The organism is Pseudomonas citronellolis (assembly GCF_029335315.1).
Lineage (GTDB): Bacteria > Pseudomonadota > Gammaproteobacteria > Pseudomonadales > Pseudomonadaceae > Pseudomonas > Pseudomonas citronellolis_A.
On record NZ_JARJLT010000357.1, the window covers coordinates 1 to 19,686 of the forward strand.

Consider the following 19,686-nt stretch of genomic DNA (forward strand, 5'->3'; position numbering starts at 1 on the left):
TCCGTGGAATGCCCGGTGATGCGGGCCCCAAAAAAAAGCCCCGGCCTGGCGCCGGGGCTGGGTCACTTGCGGGCGGCCCCGCGCGGCGCCGTCAGGCTTCGTCGAGGGCGAAGGCGGTCAGGCTGTAGGTGGGGATGCCGGCGTCGGCCAGCTTGGCCGAGCCGCCGAGCTCCGGCAGGTCGATGATCGCGGCCGCCTCGAACACCTTGGCGCCCATGCGCCGTACCAGCTGGGCGGCGGCCAGCAGGGTGCCGCCGGTGGCGATCAGGTCGTCGAAGATCAGCACGCTGTCGCCTTCGCAGAGGCTGTCGGCGTGCACTTCCAGCAGCGCCTCGCCGTACTCGGTCTGGTAGCCTTGGGCGAGCACGTCGGCGGGCAGCTTGCCCTGCTTGCGGAACAGCACCAGCGGCTTGTTCAGCTCATAGGCGATGATCGAGCCGATCAGGAAGCCGCGCGCGTCCATGGCGCCGATGTGGCTGAAATCCGCTTCGACGTAGCGCTGGATGAAGCTGTCGGCGACGAAACGCAGGGCCCGCGGCGACTGGAACAGCGGGGTGATGTCACGGAACATCACGCCGGCCTTGGGGAAGTCGGGGACCGCGCGGATCACGGATTTCAGGTCGAGCTGGTTGAGGATCATGCTGGCTTTGCACCTGGTCGTTGCAGTTTCGAAACCCCGAAGTATAACGGGCCCGCCGTATGGCGAGCCCGTTTTGTGCGATGACCGGAGGGTCGCGCCGCTAGCTTTCCAGCTGGCCGCCGGCCAGGGCGCACAGCTCGATGGAGTCGAGGATGTGCACTTCCTTGCCTTCGGCGGCGATCAGGCCGTTCTGCTGGAAGCGGGTGAACACCCGCGACACCGTCTCCACGGCCAGGCCGAGGTAGTTGCCGATCTCGTTGCGCGACATCGCCAGGCGGAACTGCTGGGCTGAGAAGCCACGGGCGCGGAAGCGCGCCGAGAGGTTGACCAGGAAGGTGGCGATGCGCTCGTCGGCGGTCTTCTTCGACAGCAGCATCATCATCTGCTGGTCGTCGCGGATTTCCCGGCTCATCACCCGCATCAGCTGGCGGCGCAGCTGCGGCAGCTGCTCGGACAGCTCGTCCAGGCGCTCGAAGGGAATCTCGCAGACCGAGGTGGTTTCCAGGGCCTGGGCCGACACCGGGTAGGCCTCTGTGTCCATGCCGGACAGCCCGACCAGCTCGCTGGGCAGGTGGAAGCCGGTGATCTGCTCCTCGCCGTTGTCGGTGATGCTGAAGGTCTTCAGGGCGCCGGAGCGCACCGCGAACACCGAGCCGAAGGCGTCACCCTGGCGGAACAGGAATTCACCTTTCTTCAACGGCCGGCCGCGCTTGACGATTTCGTCGAGGGCGTCCATGTCGTCGTTGTTCAGCGACAGGGGCAGGCACAGGGGCGCCAGGCTGCAGTCCTTGCAGTGCGCTTGTGGCAGGGCGCGTACCTTGATGGTTTCGGCCATGGGTAATCCTTGGGGGAAAGGCACAAGAAACGCAAGGGTAACGCACCCAGGGGTTCGCCCGCCAGTTGGCTTGAGATTTATCGGAATATTCCGGTATTTAATCCGAAACTCAACGTAAAAAGTCGTCTAGGCCGGTCCTTCGCCAGGTTTTTCCCTTCAGATCACTCGCGAGAATCGCTGCAGGTTCTGGTGCGGCAGGTAGTGGTCGAAAAGCATGCACAGGCTGCGCACCAGCAGCCGGCCGGCGGCGGTGACGTCGATGCCGCGCGGGCTGAGCTCGATCAGGCCGTCCCGGGCGAAGCGCTCCAGTTCGTCCCAGATGTCGGCGAAGTAGCCGTGGAACTCGATGTTGAACCGCTCCTCGATGGCCTGGAAGTCCAGTTGGAAGTGGCAGATCAGCTGCTGGATCACCGCGCGCCGCACGCGGTCGTCGGCGCTGCAGTTGAGCCCGCGGCGGGTGGCCAGCTGGCCGTTGTCCAGGCTGGCCTGGTAGTCGTTGATGTCGGCGCTGTTCTGGCAGTACAGGTCGCCGATCTGGCTGATCGCAGAGACCCCCAGGCCCACCAGGTCGCAGTGCCCGTGGGTGGTGTAGCCCTGGAAGTTGCGCTGCAGGGTGCCGTCTTCCTGGGCGCTGGCCAGCTCGTCGTCGGGCAGGGCGAAGTGGTCCATGCCGATGTAGCGGTAGCCGGCGGCGCTCAGTTGCTCGATGGTGCGCTGCAGCATTTCCAGCTTCTGCGCGGGGGAGGGCAGGTCCTGCACGTTGATCCGCCGTTGCGGCATGAAGCGCTCCGGCAGGTGGGCGTAGTTGAACACCGAGAGGCGGTCGGGCTGCAGGCCGATGACCTGTTCCACGGTCTGGGCGAAACGCTCCGGGCTCTGCTTGGGCAGGCCATAGATCAGGTCGATGTTGATCGAGCGGTATTGCAGGGTGCGCGCCGCGTCCAGGATGGCGCGGGTCTCGTCGAAGCTCTGCAGGCGGTTGACCGCCTGCTGCACTTCCAGGTCGAAGTCTTGCACGCCGAGGCTGACGCGGTTGAAACCCAGCTCGCGGAGCAGGCCCATGGTCGACCAGTCGGCCTCGCGCGGGTCGATCTCGATGCCGTAGTCGCCGGAGTCGTCGTCCAGCAGGTTCAGGTGGGTGCGCAACTGGCCCATCAGCTCGCGCAACTGGCCGGGGCTGAGGAAGGTCGGGGTGCCGCCGCCGAAGTGCAGTTGCTCGACGGTCTGCTGGCGGCCCAGGTGGCGGCTGACGATCTCGATCTCGTGGATCAGCCGCGCCAGGTACGGCGCGCTGCGCCCGCGATCCTTGGTGATCACCTTGTTGCAGGCGCAGTAGTAGCAGATGTTGGCGCAGAACGGGATGTGCACGTAGAGCGACAGCGGCCGCTCGGCCTTCTGGCTGTTGCGCAGGGCATGCAGCATGTCGAAGGGGCCGACGCCCTCGTGGAACTGCACGGCGGTGGGATAGGAGGTGTAGCGCGGGCCGGACAGATCGTAGCGACGGATCAGATCTGTGTCCCAGCGTATGTTGTCGAGCATGCCGCAGTCCCCGATTCAGGCGAGCGTTTGCGGCAAGTCTAGGGAGACTCCGAAAGCTGGCTCTTGACCTGCATCAAGCGGTCGCAGGGGGTACCTCGTTGTAGGAACGCCTGTCTCTTGTCGCGGGACGGCACCTGTAGGAGCGAGCTTGCGCGCGAATGGCGCCTACCGGCTATGCAGGTACCTGGACTTGACCCCGCCCCTCTCCCTAACCCTCGGCTGCGCGCCCCGCCCTGAAGGGAGAGGGCTGGGTAGAGGGTTGCGGTGTTGACTCGAAATACCGGAGTCAGCGGGAAACGCTCTTCGCGAGCAAGCTCGCTCCTACGAAGAGCCGTCCGCTCAGGGCATGGTGTGGCCCATCAGCCACGCCTGGTGCGGGCCGGGCAGGGTCCACAGGCCGAAGAGGATCACCAGCAGGCCGCCGGCCATGCGTACGCTGCGCTTGCGCAGCAGCGCGGTCAGGCGTTCGGCGGCCAGCCCGGTGGCCAGCAGCACCGGCCAGGTGCCGAGGCCGAAGGCGAGCATCAGCAGCGCGCTGTCCAGCGCCGAACCCTGGCTGCCGCTCCACAGCAGGGTGCTGTAGACCAGGCCGCAGGGCAGCCAGCCCCAGAGCGCGCCGAGCAGCAGCGCGCGCGGCACGCTGGCCACCGGCAGCAGGCGGCTGGCGAACGGCTGGAGGTACTTCCACAGGCCACGGCCGAGGGCTTCGATGCGGGTCAGGCCGCTCCACCAGCCGGCCAGGTACAGGCCCATGGCGATCAGCAGCAGCGCAGCGACGACGCGCATCGCCGAGGCGAATGGGGTATTGGCCACGGCCCAGCCGGCCAGGCCAAGCAGCAGCCCGGCGGCGGCGTAGCTGAGGATGCGCCCGAGGTTGTAGGCCAGCAGCAGTTGCAGGCGGCGGCCGCGCTGCTCCGCCGGGATGGCCATGGTCAGCGCGCCCATCAGGCCGCCGCACATGCCCAGGCAGTGGCCGCCGCCGAGCAGGCCGAGGACCAGCGCCGAGGCCAGCATGGGCAGCAGTTCAAGCATCCGGCGAGTCCTTGCGGTCGCTGGCCTCGGGCTGTTCGCGGGTGCCTTCGGCCTCGTCGATGCCGGCCTGGTGCTTGGGGTCTTCGTCGTCGAACAGGATGCTGTGGGCAGGGCCGTCCATGTCGTCGTACTGGCCGCTGTTCACTGCCCAGAAGAAGATGAACACGGCGATGGCGACGATGACCAGCGCCACCGGGATCATCACGTAGAGAGCGGGCATATCGACTCCGTTGGGTGTGCCTGTGCCGCCCTCACTGGGCGGCGAGCGTCAGGGCTGGCGCCGGCGTGGCGGCCGGCAGGGCGCGTACGCGGGTCAGGCGCAGGGCGTTGAGCACCACGGTCAGCGAGCTGACCGACATACCGATGGCAGCCCAGGCCGGGGTGATCCAGCCGAGGGCGGCGAAGGGCAGCATCAGGCCATTGTACAGCCCCGCCCAGATCAGGTTCTCGACTATCACCCGGCGCGTGCGCCGGGCCAGGACGAAGGCCTGCACCAGGCTGTCCAGGCGGTTGGACAGCAGCACCGCGTCGGCGCTGGTCTTGGCCAGGTCGGTGGCGCTGCCCATGGCCACGCTGATGTCGGCGGCGGCCAGCACCGGCACGTCGTTGACCCCGTCGCCGAGCATCAGCACGTGGCGGCCTTCGGCGTGCAGCTGGCGGAGGATCGCCAGCTTGTCGTCCGGACGCAGGCCGCCGTGGACTTCCTCGATGCCCAGTTCGGCGGCCACGCTCTGCACCATCGGCGAGCTGTCGCCGGACAGCAGCAGGGTGCGCCAGCCGCGTTCGCGGCAGGCTTGCAGCAGCGCCGGGGCGTCGTCGCGCAGGCGGTCGTCGAGCACCAGCCAGGCCAGCGCGCCGCCCTCGTCGCCGAGCAGCAGCCACTGGCCGTGCTCGTTGGGCATGGCCGGCTCCGGGGCGCCGCTCAGGGCGCAGACGAAGGCGGCCTGGCCGATGCGCAGGCGGCGGTCGTCGACCAGGCCTTCCAGGCCCAGGCCGGGGTGGCTGTGCACCGCCTCGGCGGGCTGCGGGGCGCGGCCGAAGGCGCGGGCGATGGGGTGTTCGGAGCGGTTTTCCAGCGCCGCCGCCAGGGCCAGGCAGCGTTCGCCGTCGAGTTCGCCCAGCGGGCGCACGGCGCGCAGGGTCAGGCGGCCCTCGGTGAGGGTGCCGGTCTTGTCGAAGATCACCGTGTCGATGCGCTTGAGGCCTTCCAGCACGTGGCCGCGGGTGAGCAGCAGGCCGAGCTTGTGCAGGCTGCCGGTGGCTGCGGTGAGCGCCGTGGGGGTGGCCAGGGACAGCGCGCAGGGGCAGGTCGCCACCAGCATCGCCAGCACCACCCAGAAGGCCCGCGAGGCGTCGTGCTGCCACCAGAACAGGCCGACCACGGCGGCCAGCACCAGCAGCACCAGCAGGAACCATTGCGCGGCGCTGTCGGCGATCTGCGCCAGGCGCGGTTTGTCGGCCTGGGCGCGCTCTAGCAGGCGGACGATGGCCGACAGCCGGCTGTCGTCGCCCAGTGCCTGCACCTGCAGGGTCAGCGGGCCCTCGACGTTGAGGGTGCCGCCGGTGACGCTGTCGCCAGCGCGGCGCGGCTGCGGCAGGTACTCGCCGGTGAGCAGCGATTCGTCGACGCTGGACTGCCCGGCGAGGATCAGGCCGTCGGCCGGCAGCACCGCGCCGGGCGGCACCAGCACGCGGTCGCCGACGCGCAGCTCGCTGAGCAGGATGCGCGTGCCCTGGCCGCTGTCGTCCAGGCGCAGGCAGGAGGCCGGCAGCAGGTTGACCAGCTGCGCGGTGGCCGCCGCCGTGCGTTCGCGGGCGCGGCGTTCCAGGTAGCGCCCGGCGAGCAGGAACAGGGCGAACATGCCCACCGCGTCGAAGTACAGGTCGCCCTTGCCGGTGATCGCGGTCCAGATGCCGGCGAGGTAGGCGCCGCCGATCGCCAGGGACACCGAGACGTCCATGGTCAGGTGGCGCGTGCGCAAATCGCGCAGGGCACCGCGGAAGAACGGCTGGCAGGAGTAGAAGACGATCGGCGTGGTCAGGAACATCGCCACCCAGCGCAGGATTTCGTGCATCTCGGCGCTGAGGTCGATGTTGAATTCCGGCCAGGTGGCCATGGTCGCCATCATCGCCTGGAACCACAGCAGGCCGGCCACGCCGAGCTGGCGCAGGGCGCGGCGGTTTTCTTCGGCGAGTTGCTCGGCGGCCTGGTCCGGGCGATAGGGGTGGGCGGCGTAGCCGATCTTGCGCAGCTCGGCGAGCAGCCCGCTGAGCGGCAGCTGGGCGTCGGCCCAGCGCACGTGCAGGCGATGGTTGGACAGGTTGAGCCCGGCCTCGGCCACCGCCGGCAGGCGCCGCAGGTGCTTTTCGATCAGCCAGCCGCAGGCGGCGCAGCTGATGCCTTCGAGGATCAGCGTGGTCTCGGCCAGCTCGCCCTGATGCTGGACGAAGGGCTGCTGCACGTCCGCGCGGTCGAGCAGGGCCAGCTCGTCGCCCAGTTGCGCCGGCAGGGCCTCGGGGTTGCTCGCCGTTTCGGTGCGGTGCCGGTAATAGCCTTCCAGGCCGCCGGCGACGATGGCCTCGGCCACCGCCTGGCAGCCGGGGCAGCAGAACTCGCGGGTCTCGCCGAGGACCGCGGCGGTGAAGCGGCTGCCGGGCGGAACCGGCAGCGCGCAGTGGTAGCAGGGCAGCGGGGCGCTCATGGGCGCTGGACTTCGTCCCCCTTGAGGGGCTCGTCGCCAAGGAGGATCTCGCCGTCGGCGACGATCTTCTCTTCCTCGAACAGGCGCCAGGCCTTGCCGTCCTGCTCGCCGAGCAGTTCGACGAAACGCCGGCCCTCGATCGTGCTGTCCAGGCGGCCAGTGTAGCGGCCCGGCTCGTTGGCCGGCAGCAGGGTGACGTGGCGGTCCTGGGATTCCAGGGTCGGCGAGATCAGGTTGAGGACCAGCTGCGCAGGCTGGCTGGCGCCCTTCAGGCGCACCTCGACTTCGCCGGTGAGCTTGTCGAAGCGCACCTGGGCCTGCACCTGCAGCTGCTGGGCGAGGTGCTCGCGGTCCAGCGAGCGGTTGATGCCCTTGCCGGCCTCGTAGTAGTTGTCGTTGACCAGGGTGTCCTGGTTGTCCACGGCGATGCGCACCATGGTCAGGCTGAGGAACACCGAAGTGGCCAGCATGCCGATGAGGATCCAGGGCCAGAGGTGCTTGTACCAGGGTTGGGCGGGCGCCGACTGCATGGGTTTTCTCTCTTGTGGTCCGCGGGGCGGAAGCGGCCTGCCCGAGGGGTGGGCAGGGCGCCTGGGATGGGGCGGATTCTACGTGCTCGGACGGACGCTGGCATCCCGCCGCGAGGGCGGGATGCGCGGTGTTCAGCCGGCGTTCAGCGTACCGCCGGGCCGATGAAGCGGCTGTCGGCTTCCTTGCTGATTGACGGGTCGTCCAGCGACTGGATGGTGAAGGTGATCTTGTTGGTGCTCGAGGGCAGCTTGTCCGGGTCCACGGCCAGTTCCACCGGCATGGCGAGGATGTCGCCGGCACTCACCTGGACTTCCTTGCGGCCCTCCAGGGTCAGGCCGTCGAGGCCACGGGCGCCGAGCACGTAGGTGTGGTCGCGCTGGTCCTTGTTCATGATCTTCAGGCTGTAGACGTTCTCGATCCGCCCGTCCGCGTTCTCGCGGTAGAGCACGCGGTCCTTGCTGACGTCGAAGCCCACCAGCGGACGGATCACCACGGCGGTGGCCAGCAGGCCCATCATCACGCACAGGGCGATGGCGTAGCCGATCAGGCGCGGCCGCACCAGGTGGGTCTTCTGCCCGGACAGGTTGTGCTCGGTGGTGTAGCTGATCAGCCCGCGCGGGTAGTTCATCTTGTCCATGATGCTGTCGCAGGCGTCGATGCAGGCGGCGCAGCCGATGCACTCGATCTGCAGGCCGTCGCGGATGTCGATGCCGGTCGGGCACACCTGTACGCACATGGTGCAGTCGATGCAGTCGCCCAGGCCCTCGGCCTTGTAGTCCAGGGTCTTCTTGCGCGGGCCGCGCTGCTCGCCGCGGCGCGGGTCGTAGGAGACGATCAGGGTGTCCTTGTCGAACATCACGCTCTGGAAGCGCGCGTAGGGGCACATGTAGATGCACACCTGCTCGCGCAGCCAGCCGGCGTTGCCGTAGGTGGCGAGGGTGAAGAAGCCGACCCAGAAGTAGGCCCAGCCGTCCGCCTCGCCGGTGACCAGGTCGACCAGCAGCTCGCGCATCGGCGCGAAGTAGCCGACGAAGGTGAGGCCGGTGACCAGGCCGATCAGCAGCCACAGCGAGTGCTTGGCCAGCTTGCGCAGCAGCTTGTTGCCGCTCATGGGCGCCTTGTCCAGCTTCATGCGCTGGTTGCGGTCGCCCTCGGTGACCTTCTCGCACCACATGAAGATCCACGTCCACACGCTCTGCGGGCAGGTGTAGCCGCACCACACGCGGCCGGCGAACACCGTGATGAAGAACAGGCCGAAGGCGCAGATGATCAGCAGGCCGGAGAGGAGGATGAAGTCCTGCGGCCAGAAGGTCGCGCCGAAGATGTAGAACTTGCGTTCGGGCAGGTCCCACCACACGGCCTGGCGACCGTTCCAGGTCAGCCACACGGTGCCGAAGTAGAGAAGGAACAGGAAGGCGCCGCCGACGCGGCGCAGGTTGCGGAAGAACCCGGTGAAGGCTCGGGTGTAGATCTTCTCGCGAGAGGCATAGAGGTCGACGTTCTCTCCGCCTTTCTTCGCAGGCGGTGTGACGTCATGCACGGGAATCTGTTTGCTCATCAGTGCGTACCACGGCAGTGGGAGGGTGCCCCGTCGGTACATGCCGAAAGGGTCAGAATATGGCTGCACGCCTAAACATGATACGACTTGGGCCTGCGTGCAACGGTGCGACCGTTGGTCGCGCGGGAAATTTCGGAATATTTTTCCTACCCCGAAATAGAGCGGCGCCGGTAAGAACCGGCGCCGCTGGGTGTCGCTGGGGCGGGGCAGGGGAGCTTATTCGCTCTTCTGCTCGTCGCCGTGGGACAGGCTGTACACGTAGGCGGCCAGCAGGTGCACCTGGTCGCCGCCGAGACGTTCCAGCTGGGCCGGCATCTGGCCCTGGCGGCCGTAGCGAATGGTCTGCTGCAGCTGGGCGAAGCTCGAGCCGTAGATGAACGCGGCCGGGTGGGTCAGGTTCGGCGCGCCCATGGCGGCGGTGCCCTTGCCTTCCGGACCGTGGCAGGCGACGCAGGTGGTGGAGAAGATCTTGCCGCCGTTGGCGACCTGCTCGTCGGTTACGCCTTCGGGCAGCTTGCGACCGTCCAGCTTGCTGGTGACGAAGGCGGCCACGTCGTGCACGCCCTGGTCGCCCAGCACTTCACCCCAGGCCGGCATCGCGGCGTGACGGCCACCCTTGATGGTGGTCTCGATGTCCGCGGTGGCACCGCCCCAACGCCAGTCCTGGTCGGTCAGGTTGGGGAAGCCGTAGGCGCCCTTGGCGTCGGAGCCGTGGCAGACCGAGCAGTTGGAGGCGAACAGGCGGCCGCCCATTTTCAGCGCCAGCGGGTCCTTGGCCACGTCCTCGATGGGCATGGCGGCGAACTTGGCGAAGATCGGGCCGTACCTCTCGTCGGCCTTGGCCATCTCCTTCTCCCACTGGTGCACGCCGGTCCAGCCGGCCTGACCGTTGGCGAAGGGCTTGCCGTCGGCGACTTCCTGGTAACCGGGCAGGATGCCTTTCCAGTTGCCCAGGCCCGGGTACAGGGCCAGGTAGCCGAGGGCGAAGATGAAGGTGGCGACGAACAGCATGAACCACCACTTGGGCAGCGGGTTGTCGTACTCCTCGATGCCGTCGAAGGAGTGGCCCACGGTTTCCTCGGTGGCTTCGCTGCGCTGGCCGCGGCGGGTGGCGAACAGCAGCCAGGCCAGGGCGAAGATGGTGCCCAGGGTAAGTACGGTGACGTACAGACTCCAGAAGGTTGTCATTCTTTGTTGCTCCTAGAAGCTTGTTCTTGCTCGAGGTGCTTCATGGCTGCCGGGTCGTCCGCGAAGGGCAGCATGGCGTCCTGGTCGAAGCGCTGCTTGCGCTTGCCGCCGTAGGCCCAGAGCAGAACACCGATGAAGGCCACCATCACCACGACGGTGCCGAGGCCGCGAATCGTCCCGATATCCATCTGCACTCACCGTTTGCTCTTGATGATGGTGCCCAGGCTTTGCAGGTAGGCGACCAGGGCGTCCATCTCGGATTTGCCTTTCACGGCGTCGCGAGCACCGGCGATGTCTTCGTCGGTATAGGGCACGCCGAGGGTACGCATGGCCTGCAGCTTGCCCTCGATGTCCTTGCCGTCGAGCTTGTTCTCGACCAGCCAGGGGTAGGCCGGCATCTTCGACTCCGGCACCACGTTGCGCGGGTTGTACAGGTGCGCGCGGTGCCAGTCGTCGGAGTAGCGGCCGCCGACGCGGGCCAGGTCCGGGCCGGTACGCTTGGAGCCCCACAGGAACGGGTGGTCCCAGACGCTTTCGCCGGCGACGGAGTAGTGGCCGTAGCGCTCGGTCTCGGCGCGGAACGGACGGATCATCTGCGAGTGGCAGCCCACGCAGCCTTCGCGGATGTAGATGTCACGGCCTTCCAGTTCCAGCGCGGTGCGCGGCTTCATGCCTTCCACCGGCTTGTTGGTGACGTCCTGGAAGAACAGCGGGACGATCTGGGTCAGGCCGCCGATGCTGACGGCGATGACCATGAAGAAGGCCAGCAGGCCGATGTTCTTCTCGACTGCTTCGTGCTTCATCAGTGGGCTCCTACAGCGGGGATCTGGGCGGCGGCGTCAGCCTCGGACTGCTTGAACCCGCGGACGGTACGGTACGTGTTGTAGGCCATCAGCAGCATGCCGAAGGCGAAGAAGAAGCCGCCCAGCGCGCGGACCATGAAGCCCGGATGGCTGGCCTGCAGGGCCTCGACGAAGGAGTAGGTGAGGGTGCCGTCGGCGTTCACCGCGCGCCACATCAGGCCCTGGGTGATGCCGTTGACCCACATCGAGGCGATGTACAGCACGGTGCCGATGGTGGCGAGCCAGAAGTGCGCGTTGATCAGGCCGGTGCTGTGCATCTGCTCGCGACCGAACACCTTCGGAATCAGGTGATACAGCGAGCCGATGGAGATCATCGCTACCCAGCCCAGAGCGCCGGCGTGTACGTGGCCGATGGTCCAGTCGGTGTAGTGGGACAGCGAGTTGACGGTCTTGATGGCCATCATCGGGCCTTCGAAGGTGGACATGCCGTAGAAGGCCAGGGATACCACCAGGAAGCGCAGGATCGGGTCGGTGCGCAGCTTATGCCAGGCGCCGGAGAGGGTCATCATGCCGTTGATCATGCCGCCCCAGGACGGAGCCAGGAGGATCAGCGACATCACCATGCCGAGGGACTGCGCCCAGTCCGGCAGGGCGGTGTAGTGCAGGTGGTGCGGACCGGCCCAGATGTACAGGGTGATCAGCGCCCAGAAGTGCACGATCGACAGGCGATAGGAGTACACCGGACGCTCGGCCTGCTTGGGCACGAAGTAGTACATCATGCCGAGGAAGCCGGTGGTCAGGAAGAAGCCCACGGCGTTGTGCCCGTACCACCACTGCACCATGGCGTCGGTGGCGCCGGAGTAGACGGAGTAGGACTTGAACCAGCCGACCGGGATCTCCAGGTTGTTGACGATGTGCAGCATCGCCGTGACCAGGATGAAGGCGCCGTAGAACCAGTTGCCGACGTAGATGTGCTTGGTCTTGCGCTTGACGATGGTGCCGAAGAACACCACGGCGTACACGACCCAGACGACGGCGATCAGGATGTCGATCGGCCATTCCAGCTCGGCGTACTCCTTGGAGGAGGTGTAGCCCAGCGGCAGGGTGATGCCGGCCAGCACGATGACCAGTTGCCAGCCCCAGAAGTGGAACGCGGCGAGGCTGTCGGAGATCAGCCGGGTCTGGCAGGTGCGTTGCACCACGTAATAGGAAGTCGCGAACAGAGCACAGCCGCCGAAGGCGAAGATCACCAGGTTGGTGTGCAACGGACGAAGTCGCCCGAAACTGGTCCATGGCAGACCGAAGTTCAATTCGGGCCATACCAACTGTGAGGCGATGAAAACACCCATCCCCATTCCAAGTATCCCCCAGACGACCGTCATTACGGCGAACTGGCGGATAACCTTATAGTTATAAGCAGTCGGACTGATTGCTGTGCTCATTCTAAGGTTCCACGGTTTTTTTGCTATTTAGGGACAAAAAACGGCGGCAAGTATGTAGAAAGCCAGTAGGCAATGCAACGCACCGGAATCGGGCCGGGAGCCGCTGCGCATGCCGCTTTGAGGGCATTTCCGCCATACTTTTTCTGGTGCACTCGCAACGCGGAAACCCTTATGAACGTAGGGCTTCCCCGCATTGCTGCCGACTCACGGATGGAATGAGCTTAGACTTGATCTAGAGCAGTGTGAAGGAATGCCGCGCACCAGGTGCGACACTTGGTCGCGTAAATGCGCGGAAGTTGCTCGCGCCCGGACGGGCGCGAGCGGCGGGAGTTAATTGGCGTTTTGCGGACGGGAAATGTTGTAGATATACGCGGCCAGTACGTGGACCTTGTCCTTGCCCAGGTAGGCTTCCTGCGCGGGCATCTGGCCCTGGCGGCCGTGGCGGATGGTCTGCTGCAGCTGGGCGAAGCCCGAACCGTAGATGAACGCGCCCGGGTGGGTCAGGTCCGGCGCGCCGAGCGCGGCGGTGCCCTTGCCTTCGGGGCCGTGGCAGGCGATGCAGGTGGTGGCGAAGAGTTTCTCGCCATTGGCCACCTGTTCGTCGCTCACACCGTCGGGCAGCTTGCGGCCGTCCAGGCGGGTGGTGACGAAGGCGGCCACGTCGTGCACGCCCTGGTCGCCCAGCACTTCGCCCCAGGCCGGCATCACCGCGTGGCGGCCGCCGAGGATGGTGGTCTCGATGGTGGCGGCATCGCCGCCCCAGCGCCAGTCCTGGTCGGTCAGGTTGGGGAAGCCCATGGCGCCCCTGGCGTCGGAGCCGTGGCAGATCGAGCAGTAGGTGGCGAACAGGCGTTCGCCGGTCTTCAGCGCCTGCGGGTCCTTGGCCACGTCCTCCACCGACATCGCCGAGTATTTGGCGAAGATCGGCGCGTACTTGGCGTCGGCCAGGGCCTGCTCGCGTTCCAGCTGCTTGACCTGGGTCCAGCCGCCGTCATAGCCCGGCAGCACGCCTTTCCAGTTGCCCAGGCCGGGGTACAGCGCCAGGTAGCCGGCGGCGAACACGATGGTGCCGACGAACAGCAGGAACCACCACCTGGGCAGCGGGTTGTCGTATTCCTCGATGCCGTCGAAGGCGTGGCCCATGGTCTGGTCGGTGGCGCCCTTGGATTCGCCGCTGCGGGTGGCGAATACCAGCCACAGCAGGGCGATCAGCGAGCCGACGGTCAGTACGGTGATGTACAGACTCCAGAAGGTAGTCATGCTTTGTTGCTCCCAGAAGCTTGTTCTTGCTCGGCGCGGCGCAGCGCCAGCGGGTCATCGGCGAACGGCAGCAGGGCGTCGGCGTCGAAGCGCTGCTTGCGCTTGCCGGCGTAGGCCCAGATCGTCACGCCGATGAAGGCGACCATCACCACGACGGTGCCGAGGCCGCGCAGGGTTCCGATATCCATGGCCATCACCGTTTGTTCTTGATCGCGGTGCCCAGGCCCTGCAGGTAGGCGACCAGGGCGTCCATCTCGCTCTTGCCCTGGACCGCTTCGCGGGCGCCGGCGATGTCTTCGTCGGTGTAGGGCACGCCGAGGGTGCGCATGGCCTGCAGCTTGGCCGGTGCGTCCTTGCCGTCGAGCTTGTTCTCGACCAGCCAGGGGTAGGCCGGCATCTTCGACTCCGGCACCACGTTGCGCGGGTTGTACAGGTGCGCGCGGTGCCAGTCGTCGGAGTAGCGGCCGCCGACGCGGGCCAGGTCCGGGCCGGTACGCTTGGAGCCCCACAGGAACGGGTGGTCCCAGACGCTTTCACCGGCCACCGAGTAGTGGCCGTAGCGCTCGGTCTCGGCGCGGAACGGGCGGATCATCTGCGAGTGGCAGCCCACGCAGCCCTCGCGGATGTAGATGTCGCGGCCTTCCAGTTGCAGGGCGGTGTAGGGCTTCATGCCTTCCACCGGGGTGTTGGTGACGTCCTGGAAGAACAGCGGGACGATCTGGGTCAGGCCGCCGATGCTCACCGCCACCGCCATGCACAGGGCCAGCAGGCCGACGTTCTTCTCGAGTACTTCGTGTTTCATCAGTGGGCTCCTACCGCGGGAATCAGGGCAGCCGCGTCGGCTTCCTCGGCCTTGGAGGCGGCGATGGTGCGCCAGGTGTTGTAGGCCATGATCAGCATGCCGCTGAGGAACACCGCGCCGCCGATCATGCGCACCACGAAGCCGGGGTGGCCGGCGGCGAGGGCTTCGACGAAGGAGTAGGTGAGGGTGCCGTCGGCGTTCACCGCGCGCCACATCAGGCCCTGGGTGATGCCGTTGACCCACATCGAGGCGATGTACAGCACGGTGCCGATGGTGGCGAGCCAGAAGTGCGTGTTGATCAGGCCAACGCTGTACATTTCCTTGCGCCCGAAGACCTTCGGCAGCATGTGGTACAGCGAGCCGATGGAGACCATGGCGACCCAGCCCAGCGCCCCGGCGTGGACGTGGCCGATGGTCCAGTCGGTGTAGTGGGAGAGGGCGTTGACGGTCTTGATGGCCATCATCGGGCCTTCGAAGGTGGACATGCCGTAGAACGCCAGGGACACCACCAGGAAGCGCAGGATCGGGTCGCTGCGCAGCTTATGCCAGGCCCCGGAGAGGGTCATCATGCCGTTGATCATGCCGCCCCAGGACGGCGCCAGCAGCACCAGCGACATCACCATGCCGAGGGATTGCGCCCAGTCCGGCAGGGCGGTGTAGTGCAGGTGGTGCGGGCCGGCCCAGATGTACACGGCGATCAGCGCCCAGAAGTGCACGATGGACAGGCGATAGGAATACACCGGGCGCTCGGCCTGCTTGGGCACGAAGTAGTACATCATCCCGAGGAAGCCGGCGGTGAGGAAGAAGCCCACGGCGTTGTGGCCGTACCACCACTGGATCATCGCGTCGGTGGCGCCGGAGTACAGCGAGTAGGACTTCATGAAGCCCACCGGCAGTTCCAGGTTGTTGACCACGTGCAGCAGCGCCACGGTGACGATGAAGGCGCCGAAGAACCAGTTGCCGACATAGATGTGCTGGGTCTTGCGTTTGATCAGGGTGCCGAAGAACACGATGCCGTAGCAGACCCAGACGATGGTGATCAGGATGTCGATCGGCCATTCCAGCTCGGCGTACTCCTTGGAGGAGGTGTAGCCCAGCGGCAGGCTGATGGCCGCCAGCAGGATCACCAGTTGCCAGCCCCAGAAGGTGAAGGAGGCGAGGGTGTCGGAGAACAGCCGTACCTGGCAGGTGCGCTGCACCGCGTAGTAGCTGGTGGCGAACAGCGCGCAGCCGCCGAAGGCGAAGATCACCGCGTTGGTGTGCAGTGGGCGCAGGCGGCCGAAGCTGGTCCAGGGCAGGCCGAGATTGAGTTCCGGCCACACCAGTTGGGCGGCGATGACGACGCCGACCAGCATGCCGACGATTCCCCAGACCACCGTCATCACGGCGAACTGGCGGACCACCTTGTAGTTATAAGCGGTCTGATTGGTTGTGCTCATGGTATATGGGCTTCCATCCACGGTTATGGGCTAGCCCATCCCGGCGGGTTCCTTACGGCGAACGCCGCCCCTCCCCCAGGGACAGGTACTAATTACGCAACTAGCGGAGCGAAGAATGGATAAACCCCGGAAACCGAATATTGACTCCGATCAATCGCCGCCTGAGACCGCGACGGCGCCCGGCTGTGGCGCTTTGTCGCTACTGTGGAACCGGCCGCAGGGAGCGTTGTCGGCGACCCTGGCGCTGGCCCATGGCGCCGGCGCGCCGATGGACAGCCCGTTCATGGACGCCATCGCCCAGCGCCTGACCGCGCGCGGCGTGGCCGTGGCGCGTTTCGAGTTCCCCTACATGGCCGCGCGCCGCGAGGACGGCCGCAGGCGCCCGCCGAACCCGCAGAAGCAGTTGCTGGAGTGCTGGCGGCAGGTGTACGCGCAGCTGCGCGCGCAGGTCGAAGGCCCGCTGGCGATCGGCGGCAAGTCCATGGGCGGGCGCATGGCCAGCCTGCTGGCCGACGAGCTGGGCGCCGCCGCGCTGGTCTGCCTGGGCTACCCGTTCTACGCCGCCGGCAAGGCGGAGAAGCCTCGGGTGGCGCACCTGGCCGAGCTGCGTACGCCGACGCTGATCGTCCAGGGCGAGCGCGATGCTCTGGGCGATGTCGCCCACGTGGCGGACTACGCGCTGTCACCGGCGATCCAGCTGCACTGGCTGGCCGCCGCCGACCACGACCTGAAGCCGCTGAAGGCCTCCGGGCTCACCCACGAGCAGCACCTGGACAGCGCGGCGCAGCGCATCGCGAGTTTCCTCGACGGTTTGCAGAAGGCCCCCGGCCGGCCGTAAGCGCCTCTTAAGGCAGCCCTTCCTATCCTCGCGCCGCCGACTCGCGGAGTCGGCGCCCCGCATCCACAGGACAGGCCGAAGGCTGCCATGACCCCCGAATACGCTGACCGCATTGCCACCCCAACCCCGCGCGCCGCGCACAGCCTGCTGCTGACCGGCGCCACCGGCTTCCTCGGCGGCGCCGTCGCCGCCCGCCTGATCGCCGACGGCCACGCCCAGGCGCTGCTGTTGCTGGTGCGCGCCGACTCGCCCGCGCAGGGCCTGGAGCGCCTGCGCGACAACCTGCGCCTGCACGCCGTGAGCGAGGCGGCGCTGGAGGGTCTGCAGGCCGCGCAGATCGTCTGCGGCGACCTGCTCGACACGCGCTGGCTGCAGGTCGAGCGCGCCCGCCTGATGCGTGTGGAGCAGGTGATCAACTGCGCCGCCGTGGCCTCGTTCTCGAAGAACCCGAACATCTGGCCGGTGAACGTCGAGGGCACCTTCGCCTTCGCCCGCGCGATGAGCCAGTCGCGCAACCTCAAGCGTTTCCTCCACATCGGCACCGCCATGTGCTGCGGCCCCGAGCGCGAATCGCCGGTGCGCGAATCCTGGGAATTCCCGCAGAGCGAAGAGCAACTGGTGGACTACACCGCGTCCAAGGCGGAGATCGAGCGGCGCCTGCGCGAGGAACTGCCGCAACTGCCGCTGGTGGTGGCGCGGCCGTCGATCGTGGTCGGCCACAGCGAGCTGGGCTGCCAGGCTTCGGGCAGCATCTTCTGGGTGTTCCGCATGGGCTTCGCGCTGGAGAGCTTCACCTGCGCGCTGGACGAGCGGATCGACGTGATCCCCGCCGACTACTGCGCCGAGGCCCTGGTCGCGTTGGCGCTGAAGCCGCGCCTGGAGCACAGCCTGTACCACGTCTCGGCCGGCCACGGCGCGGCCTGCACCTTCGGCGAGATCGACCGCGCCTACGCCGAGGCGCGTGGCGAAGAGCCGGTGGGCGAGCGCTACCGCAAGGTCAGCCCGGACGACCTGCGCGAGCTGGCCGGCAGCTTCGAAAGCCGCATCGGCAAGGCCAACCCGCGCCTGGTGCTACGCGCGCTGCGCCTGTACAGCGGCTTCGCCGACCTCAACTACCTGTTCGACAACCAGCGCCTGCTCGACGAAGGCATCGCGGCGCCGCCGCGCTTCACCGAGTACCTGGATGTGTGCGTGCAGTCCTCGCGCGACATCAGCATCCCCACCCAGATGCAATGGGACTTCAAGTAGGAGCGGGCCACGCCCGCGATAGGCGTGCGCCATGCCCACGCCTGGCGCGCTCCTACGAAGAGCGCGCTCGGTCTCAGCGGTTGAACCGCTCCACCAGCGAATACTGGCTCTGCGCGGTGCCGGTCAGCTCTTCGCTCAGCTGCGCGGTGCGCTGGGCCTCGTCGGAGGTCTGGTCGGCGAGCTGGGCGATGGTGGCGATGTTGCGGTTGATCTCCTCGGCCACCGCGCTCTGCTCTTCGGCCGCCGCGGCGATCTGGTTGGCCATGTCGGCGATGTTGGCCACCGAGTCGCTGATGCCCGACAGCGCCTGGTCGGCCTCCAGCACGCGCTCGACACCTTCGTCGGCCTGACGACGGCCGACTTCCATGGTGCCCACGGCTTCTTCGGCGGTGTGCTGCAGCTTGGCGATCAGGCCGTGGATCTGCTCGGTGGATTCGGCGGTGCGCTGGGCCAGCGAGCGCACCTCGTCGGCCACCACGGCGAAGCCGCGGCCCATCTCGCCGGCGCGAGCCGCTTCGATGGCGGCGTTGAGCGCCAGCAGGTTGGTCTGGTCGGCGATGCCCTTGATCACGTCGACCACGCCGCCGATCTCGTTGCTGTCCTGGGCCAGCTGGCTGACCGCCAGGCCGGTTTCACCGACAGAGGCGGAGAGGCGCTCGATGGCCTCGCGGGTCTCGCTGGCGACGCTGCGCCCGCGACGGGTCAGTTCGTTGGCCTGGCGGGTGGCGTCGGCGGTGCGTTGCACGTTGTTCGCCACTTCCTGGGTGGTGGCGGCCATCTGGTTGACCGCGGTGGCCACTTGCTCGGTCTCCACCCGCTGGCGTTCCAGGCCGGAGGAGCTGTGGTGGGCCAGGGTGTCGGCCTGGCGCGCCTGCTCGGTGAGCTGTTCGGCGGTGTCCTGCAGGCGGGTCAGGCAGGTCTTCAGCCGCGCTTCCTGGCTGAGGATGGACATTTCCAGGCGCGCCTGGGCGCCACGGCTGTCGGTGTACATCTGCGCGATCAGCGGGTCCGAGGTGGTCTGCTCGGCCAGCCGCAGCAGGCGTTTCAGGCCGCGTTGCTGCCAGCTCAGGCCGGCCAGGCCGAGCGGCACGGCGAGCGCGGCGGCGAGCAGGAAGCCCCAGTGCGAATCCAGCCAGGTGCCGATGAGGAAGGCCAACTGGCTGATCAGGATGAACGGCAGCCAGTCCTGCAGTACCGGCAGCCAGCGGTCGCGGCTGGGCACCGCCGACCTGCCGGCGTTGATCCGCTGGTACAGCGCCTGGGCGCGCTCCACCTGCTCGGCGGTGGGGCGCACGCGCACCGACTCGTAGCCGACGATGTCGTTGCGTTCGAAGATCGGCGTGACGTAGGCGCTGACCCAGTAGTGGTCGCCGTTCTTGCAGCGGTTCTTGACGATGCCCATCCACGGCCGGCCTTTCTTCAGCGTTTCCCACATATGGGCGAACACCGCCGGCGGCACGTCCGGGTGGCGCACCAGGTTGTGTGGCGAGCCGACCAGTTCGTCGCGCTCGAAGCCGCTGATGCTGATGAAGGCGTCGTTGGTGTAGGTGATCACGCCACGGCTGTCGGTGGTGGAAATCAGTCGCTGTTCGGCGGGGTAGGTGCGTTCACGCTGGGTGACGGGCTGGTTGTTGCGCATGCGGGCGGATTCCACGAAACGGCATATGACGGTTTGGTTATCGGCCGGAGTCCATGAAAGTTGAACTCTCGTTCGAGAACCGATGTAGGAATAGTCTCGTGGACGATAGCAAAGCGCTACTTGTCACTTGGTCGTAAGAACTTCCCTTATGAAAGCTAAGGCGAACCAACCAGGGAAAAACTGTAGGGCG

At 67.1% G+C, this 19,686-nt stretch carries 19 protein-coding genes; 2 read left to right on the plus strand and 17 right to left on the minus strand.

Features of this window, described 5'->3' with window-relative positions; translation table 11 throughout:
• Positions 1–91 precede the first annotated feature (91 nt).
• The 16 genes from P3W75_RS26885 to ccoN (P3W75_RS26960) form a co-directional block, all read right to left on the minus strand.
• Entirely contained in the window at positions 92–640 is a 549-nt protein-coding gene (locus tag P3W75_RS26885; protein WP_276230359.1) for an adenine phosphoribosyltransferase, read from the minus strand.
• Positions 641–740: 100 nt separating this feature from the next.
• A complete protein-coding gene (anr, locus tag P3W75_RS26890) occupies positions 741–1,475 on the minus strand; it encodes a transcriptional regulator Anr (RefSeq protein ID WP_276230360.1) in 735 nt (244 codons plus the stop codon).
• A gap of 156 nt (positions 1,476–1,631) precedes the next feature.
• Positions 1,632–3,014, minus strand: a complete 1,383-nt coding sequence (gene hemN, locus P3W75_RS26895) for an oxygen-independent coproporphyrinogen III oxidase (protein ID WP_276230361.1) — start codon at positions 3,012–3,014, stop codon at positions 1,632–1,634.
• Between the two features lie 339 nt (positions 3,015–3,353).
• Complete coding sequence (locus P3W75_RS26900; RefSeq protein ID WP_276230362.1) at positions 3,354–4,046, minus strand: sulfite exporter TauE/SafE family protein; 693 nt, start codon at positions 4,044–4,046, stop codon at positions 3,354–3,356.
• Positions 4,039–4,266 (minus strand): cbb3-type cytochrome oxidase assembly protein CcoS, encoded by a 228-nt coding sequence (ccoS, locus tag P3W75_RS26905; protein WP_276230363.1) that lies wholly within the window; start codon positions 4,264–4,266, stop codon positions 4,039–4,041. The genes P3W75_RS26900 and ccoS overlap by 8 nt, the downstream gene beginning before the upstream one ends.
• A 31-nt stretch (positions 4,267–4,297) precedes the next feature.
• Positions 4,298–6,748, minus strand: a complete 2,451-nt coding sequence (locus P3W75_RS26910) for a heavy metal translocating P-type ATPase (protein ID WP_276230364.1) — start codon at positions 6,746–6,748, stop codon at positions 4,298–4,300.
• A complete protein-coding gene (locus P3W75_RS26915) occupies positions 6,745–7,278 on the minus strand; it encodes a FixH family protein (protein ID WP_276230365.1) in 534 nt (177 codons plus the stop codon). Before P3W75_RS26915 ends, P3W75_RS26910 begins: the two co-directional genes overlap by 4 nt.
• 143 nt (positions 7,279–7,421) lie before the next feature.
• Entirely contained in the window at positions 7,422–8,837 is a 1,416-nt protein-coding gene (ccoG, locus tag P3W75_RS26920) for a cytochrome c oxidase accessory protein CcoG (RefSeq protein WP_276230366.1), read from the minus strand.
• A gap of 216 nt (positions 8,838–9,053) precedes the next feature.
• Entirely contained in the window at positions 9,054–10,025 is a 972-nt protein-coding gene (gene ccoP, locus P3W75_RS26925) for a cytochrome-c oxidase, cbb3-type subunit III (RefSeq protein ID WP_276230367.1), read from the minus strand.
• Positions 10,022–10,213, minus strand: coding sequence for a cbb3-type cytochrome oxidase subunit 3 (locus tag P3W75_RS26930; protein WP_276230368.1), 192 nt, complete (start codon positions 10,211–10,213; stop codon positions 10,022–10,024). Before P3W75_RS26930 ends, ccoP (P3W75_RS26925) begins: the two co-directional genes overlap by 4 nt.
• 6 nt (positions 10,214–10,219) lie before the next feature.
• On the minus strand, positions 10,220–10,828 hold the full coding sequence (gene ccoO / locus P3W75_RS26935; RefSeq protein WP_276230369.1) for a cytochrome-c oxidase, cbb3-type subunit II: 609 nt from the start codon (positions 10,826–10,828) through the stop codon (positions 10,220–10,222).
• Positions 10,828–12,270, minus strand: a complete 1,443-nt coding sequence (gene ccoN / locus P3W75_RS26940) for a cytochrome-c oxidase, cbb3-type subunit I (protein ID WP_276230370.1) — start codon at positions 12,268–12,270, stop codon at positions 10,828–10,830. Before ccoN (P3W75_RS26940) ends, ccoO (P3W75_RS26935) begins: the two co-directional genes overlap by 1 nt.
• A gap of 330 nt (positions 12,271–12,600) precedes the next feature.
• Positions 12,601–13,530: a cytochrome-c oxidase, cbb3-type subunit III gene (ccoP, locus tag P3W75_RS26945; RefSeq protein ID WP_276230371.1), complete on the minus strand. Its 930-nt coding sequence runs from the start codon at positions 13,528–13,530 to the stop codon at positions 12,601–12,603.
• A complete protein-coding gene (locus P3W75_RS26950; RefSeq protein ID WP_276230372.1) occupies positions 13,527–13,718 on the minus strand; it encodes a cbb3-type cytochrome oxidase subunit 3 in 192 nt (63 codons plus the stop codon). Before P3W75_RS26950 ends, ccoP (P3W75_RS26945) begins: the two co-directional genes overlap by 4 nt.
• A 5-nt stretch (positions 13,719–13,723) precedes the next feature.
• Positions 13,724–14,332, minus strand: coding sequence for a cytochrome-c oxidase, cbb3-type subunit II (ccoO, locus tag P3W75_RS26955; protein ID WP_276230373.1), 609 nt, complete (start codon positions 14,330–14,332; stop codon positions 13,724–13,726).
• Complete coding sequence (gene ccoN, locus P3W75_RS26960) at positions 14,332–15,771, minus strand: cytochrome-c oxidase, cbb3-type subunit I (protein ID WP_276230374.1); 1,440 nt, start codon at positions 15,769–15,771, stop codon at positions 14,332–14,334. The genes ccoO (P3W75_RS26955) and ccoN (P3W75_RS26960) overlap by 1 nt, the downstream gene beginning before the upstream one ends.
• Before the next feature lie 115 nt (positions 15,772–15,886).
• On the opposite strand from ccoN (P3W75_RS26960), the gene P3W75_RS26965 reads away from it, so the two are divergent.
• Both P3W75_RS26965 and cprA read left to right on the plus strand, forming a co-directional pair.
• Positions 15,887–16,609, plus strand: a complete 723-nt coding sequence (locus tag P3W75_RS26965) for an alpha/beta family hydrolase (RefSeq protein ID WP_346429867.1) — start codon at positions 15,887–15,889, stop codon at positions 16,607–16,609.
• A gap of 87 nt (positions 16,610–16,696) precedes the next feature.
• Positions 16,697–17,857 carry a cationic peptide resistance protein CprA gene (cprA, locus tag P3W75_RS26970; protein WP_276230376.1) on the plus strand — a complete coding sequence of 387 codons (1,161 nt, stop codon included), beginning with the start codon at positions 16,697–16,699 and terminating at the stop codon, positions 17,855–17,857.
• Positions 17,858–17,930: 73 nt separating this feature from the next.
• Here the strand turns inward: cprA and P3W75_RS26975 are convergent, their stop codons facing one another.
• Positions 17,931–19,496 carry a methyl-accepting chemotaxis protein gene (locus P3W75_RS26975; RefSeq protein ID WP_276230377.1) on the minus strand — a complete coding sequence of 522 codons (1,566 nt, stop codon included), beginning with the start codon at positions 19,494–19,496 and terminating at the stop codon, positions 17,931–17,933.
• Positions 19,497–19,686: the final 190 nt, after the last annotated feature.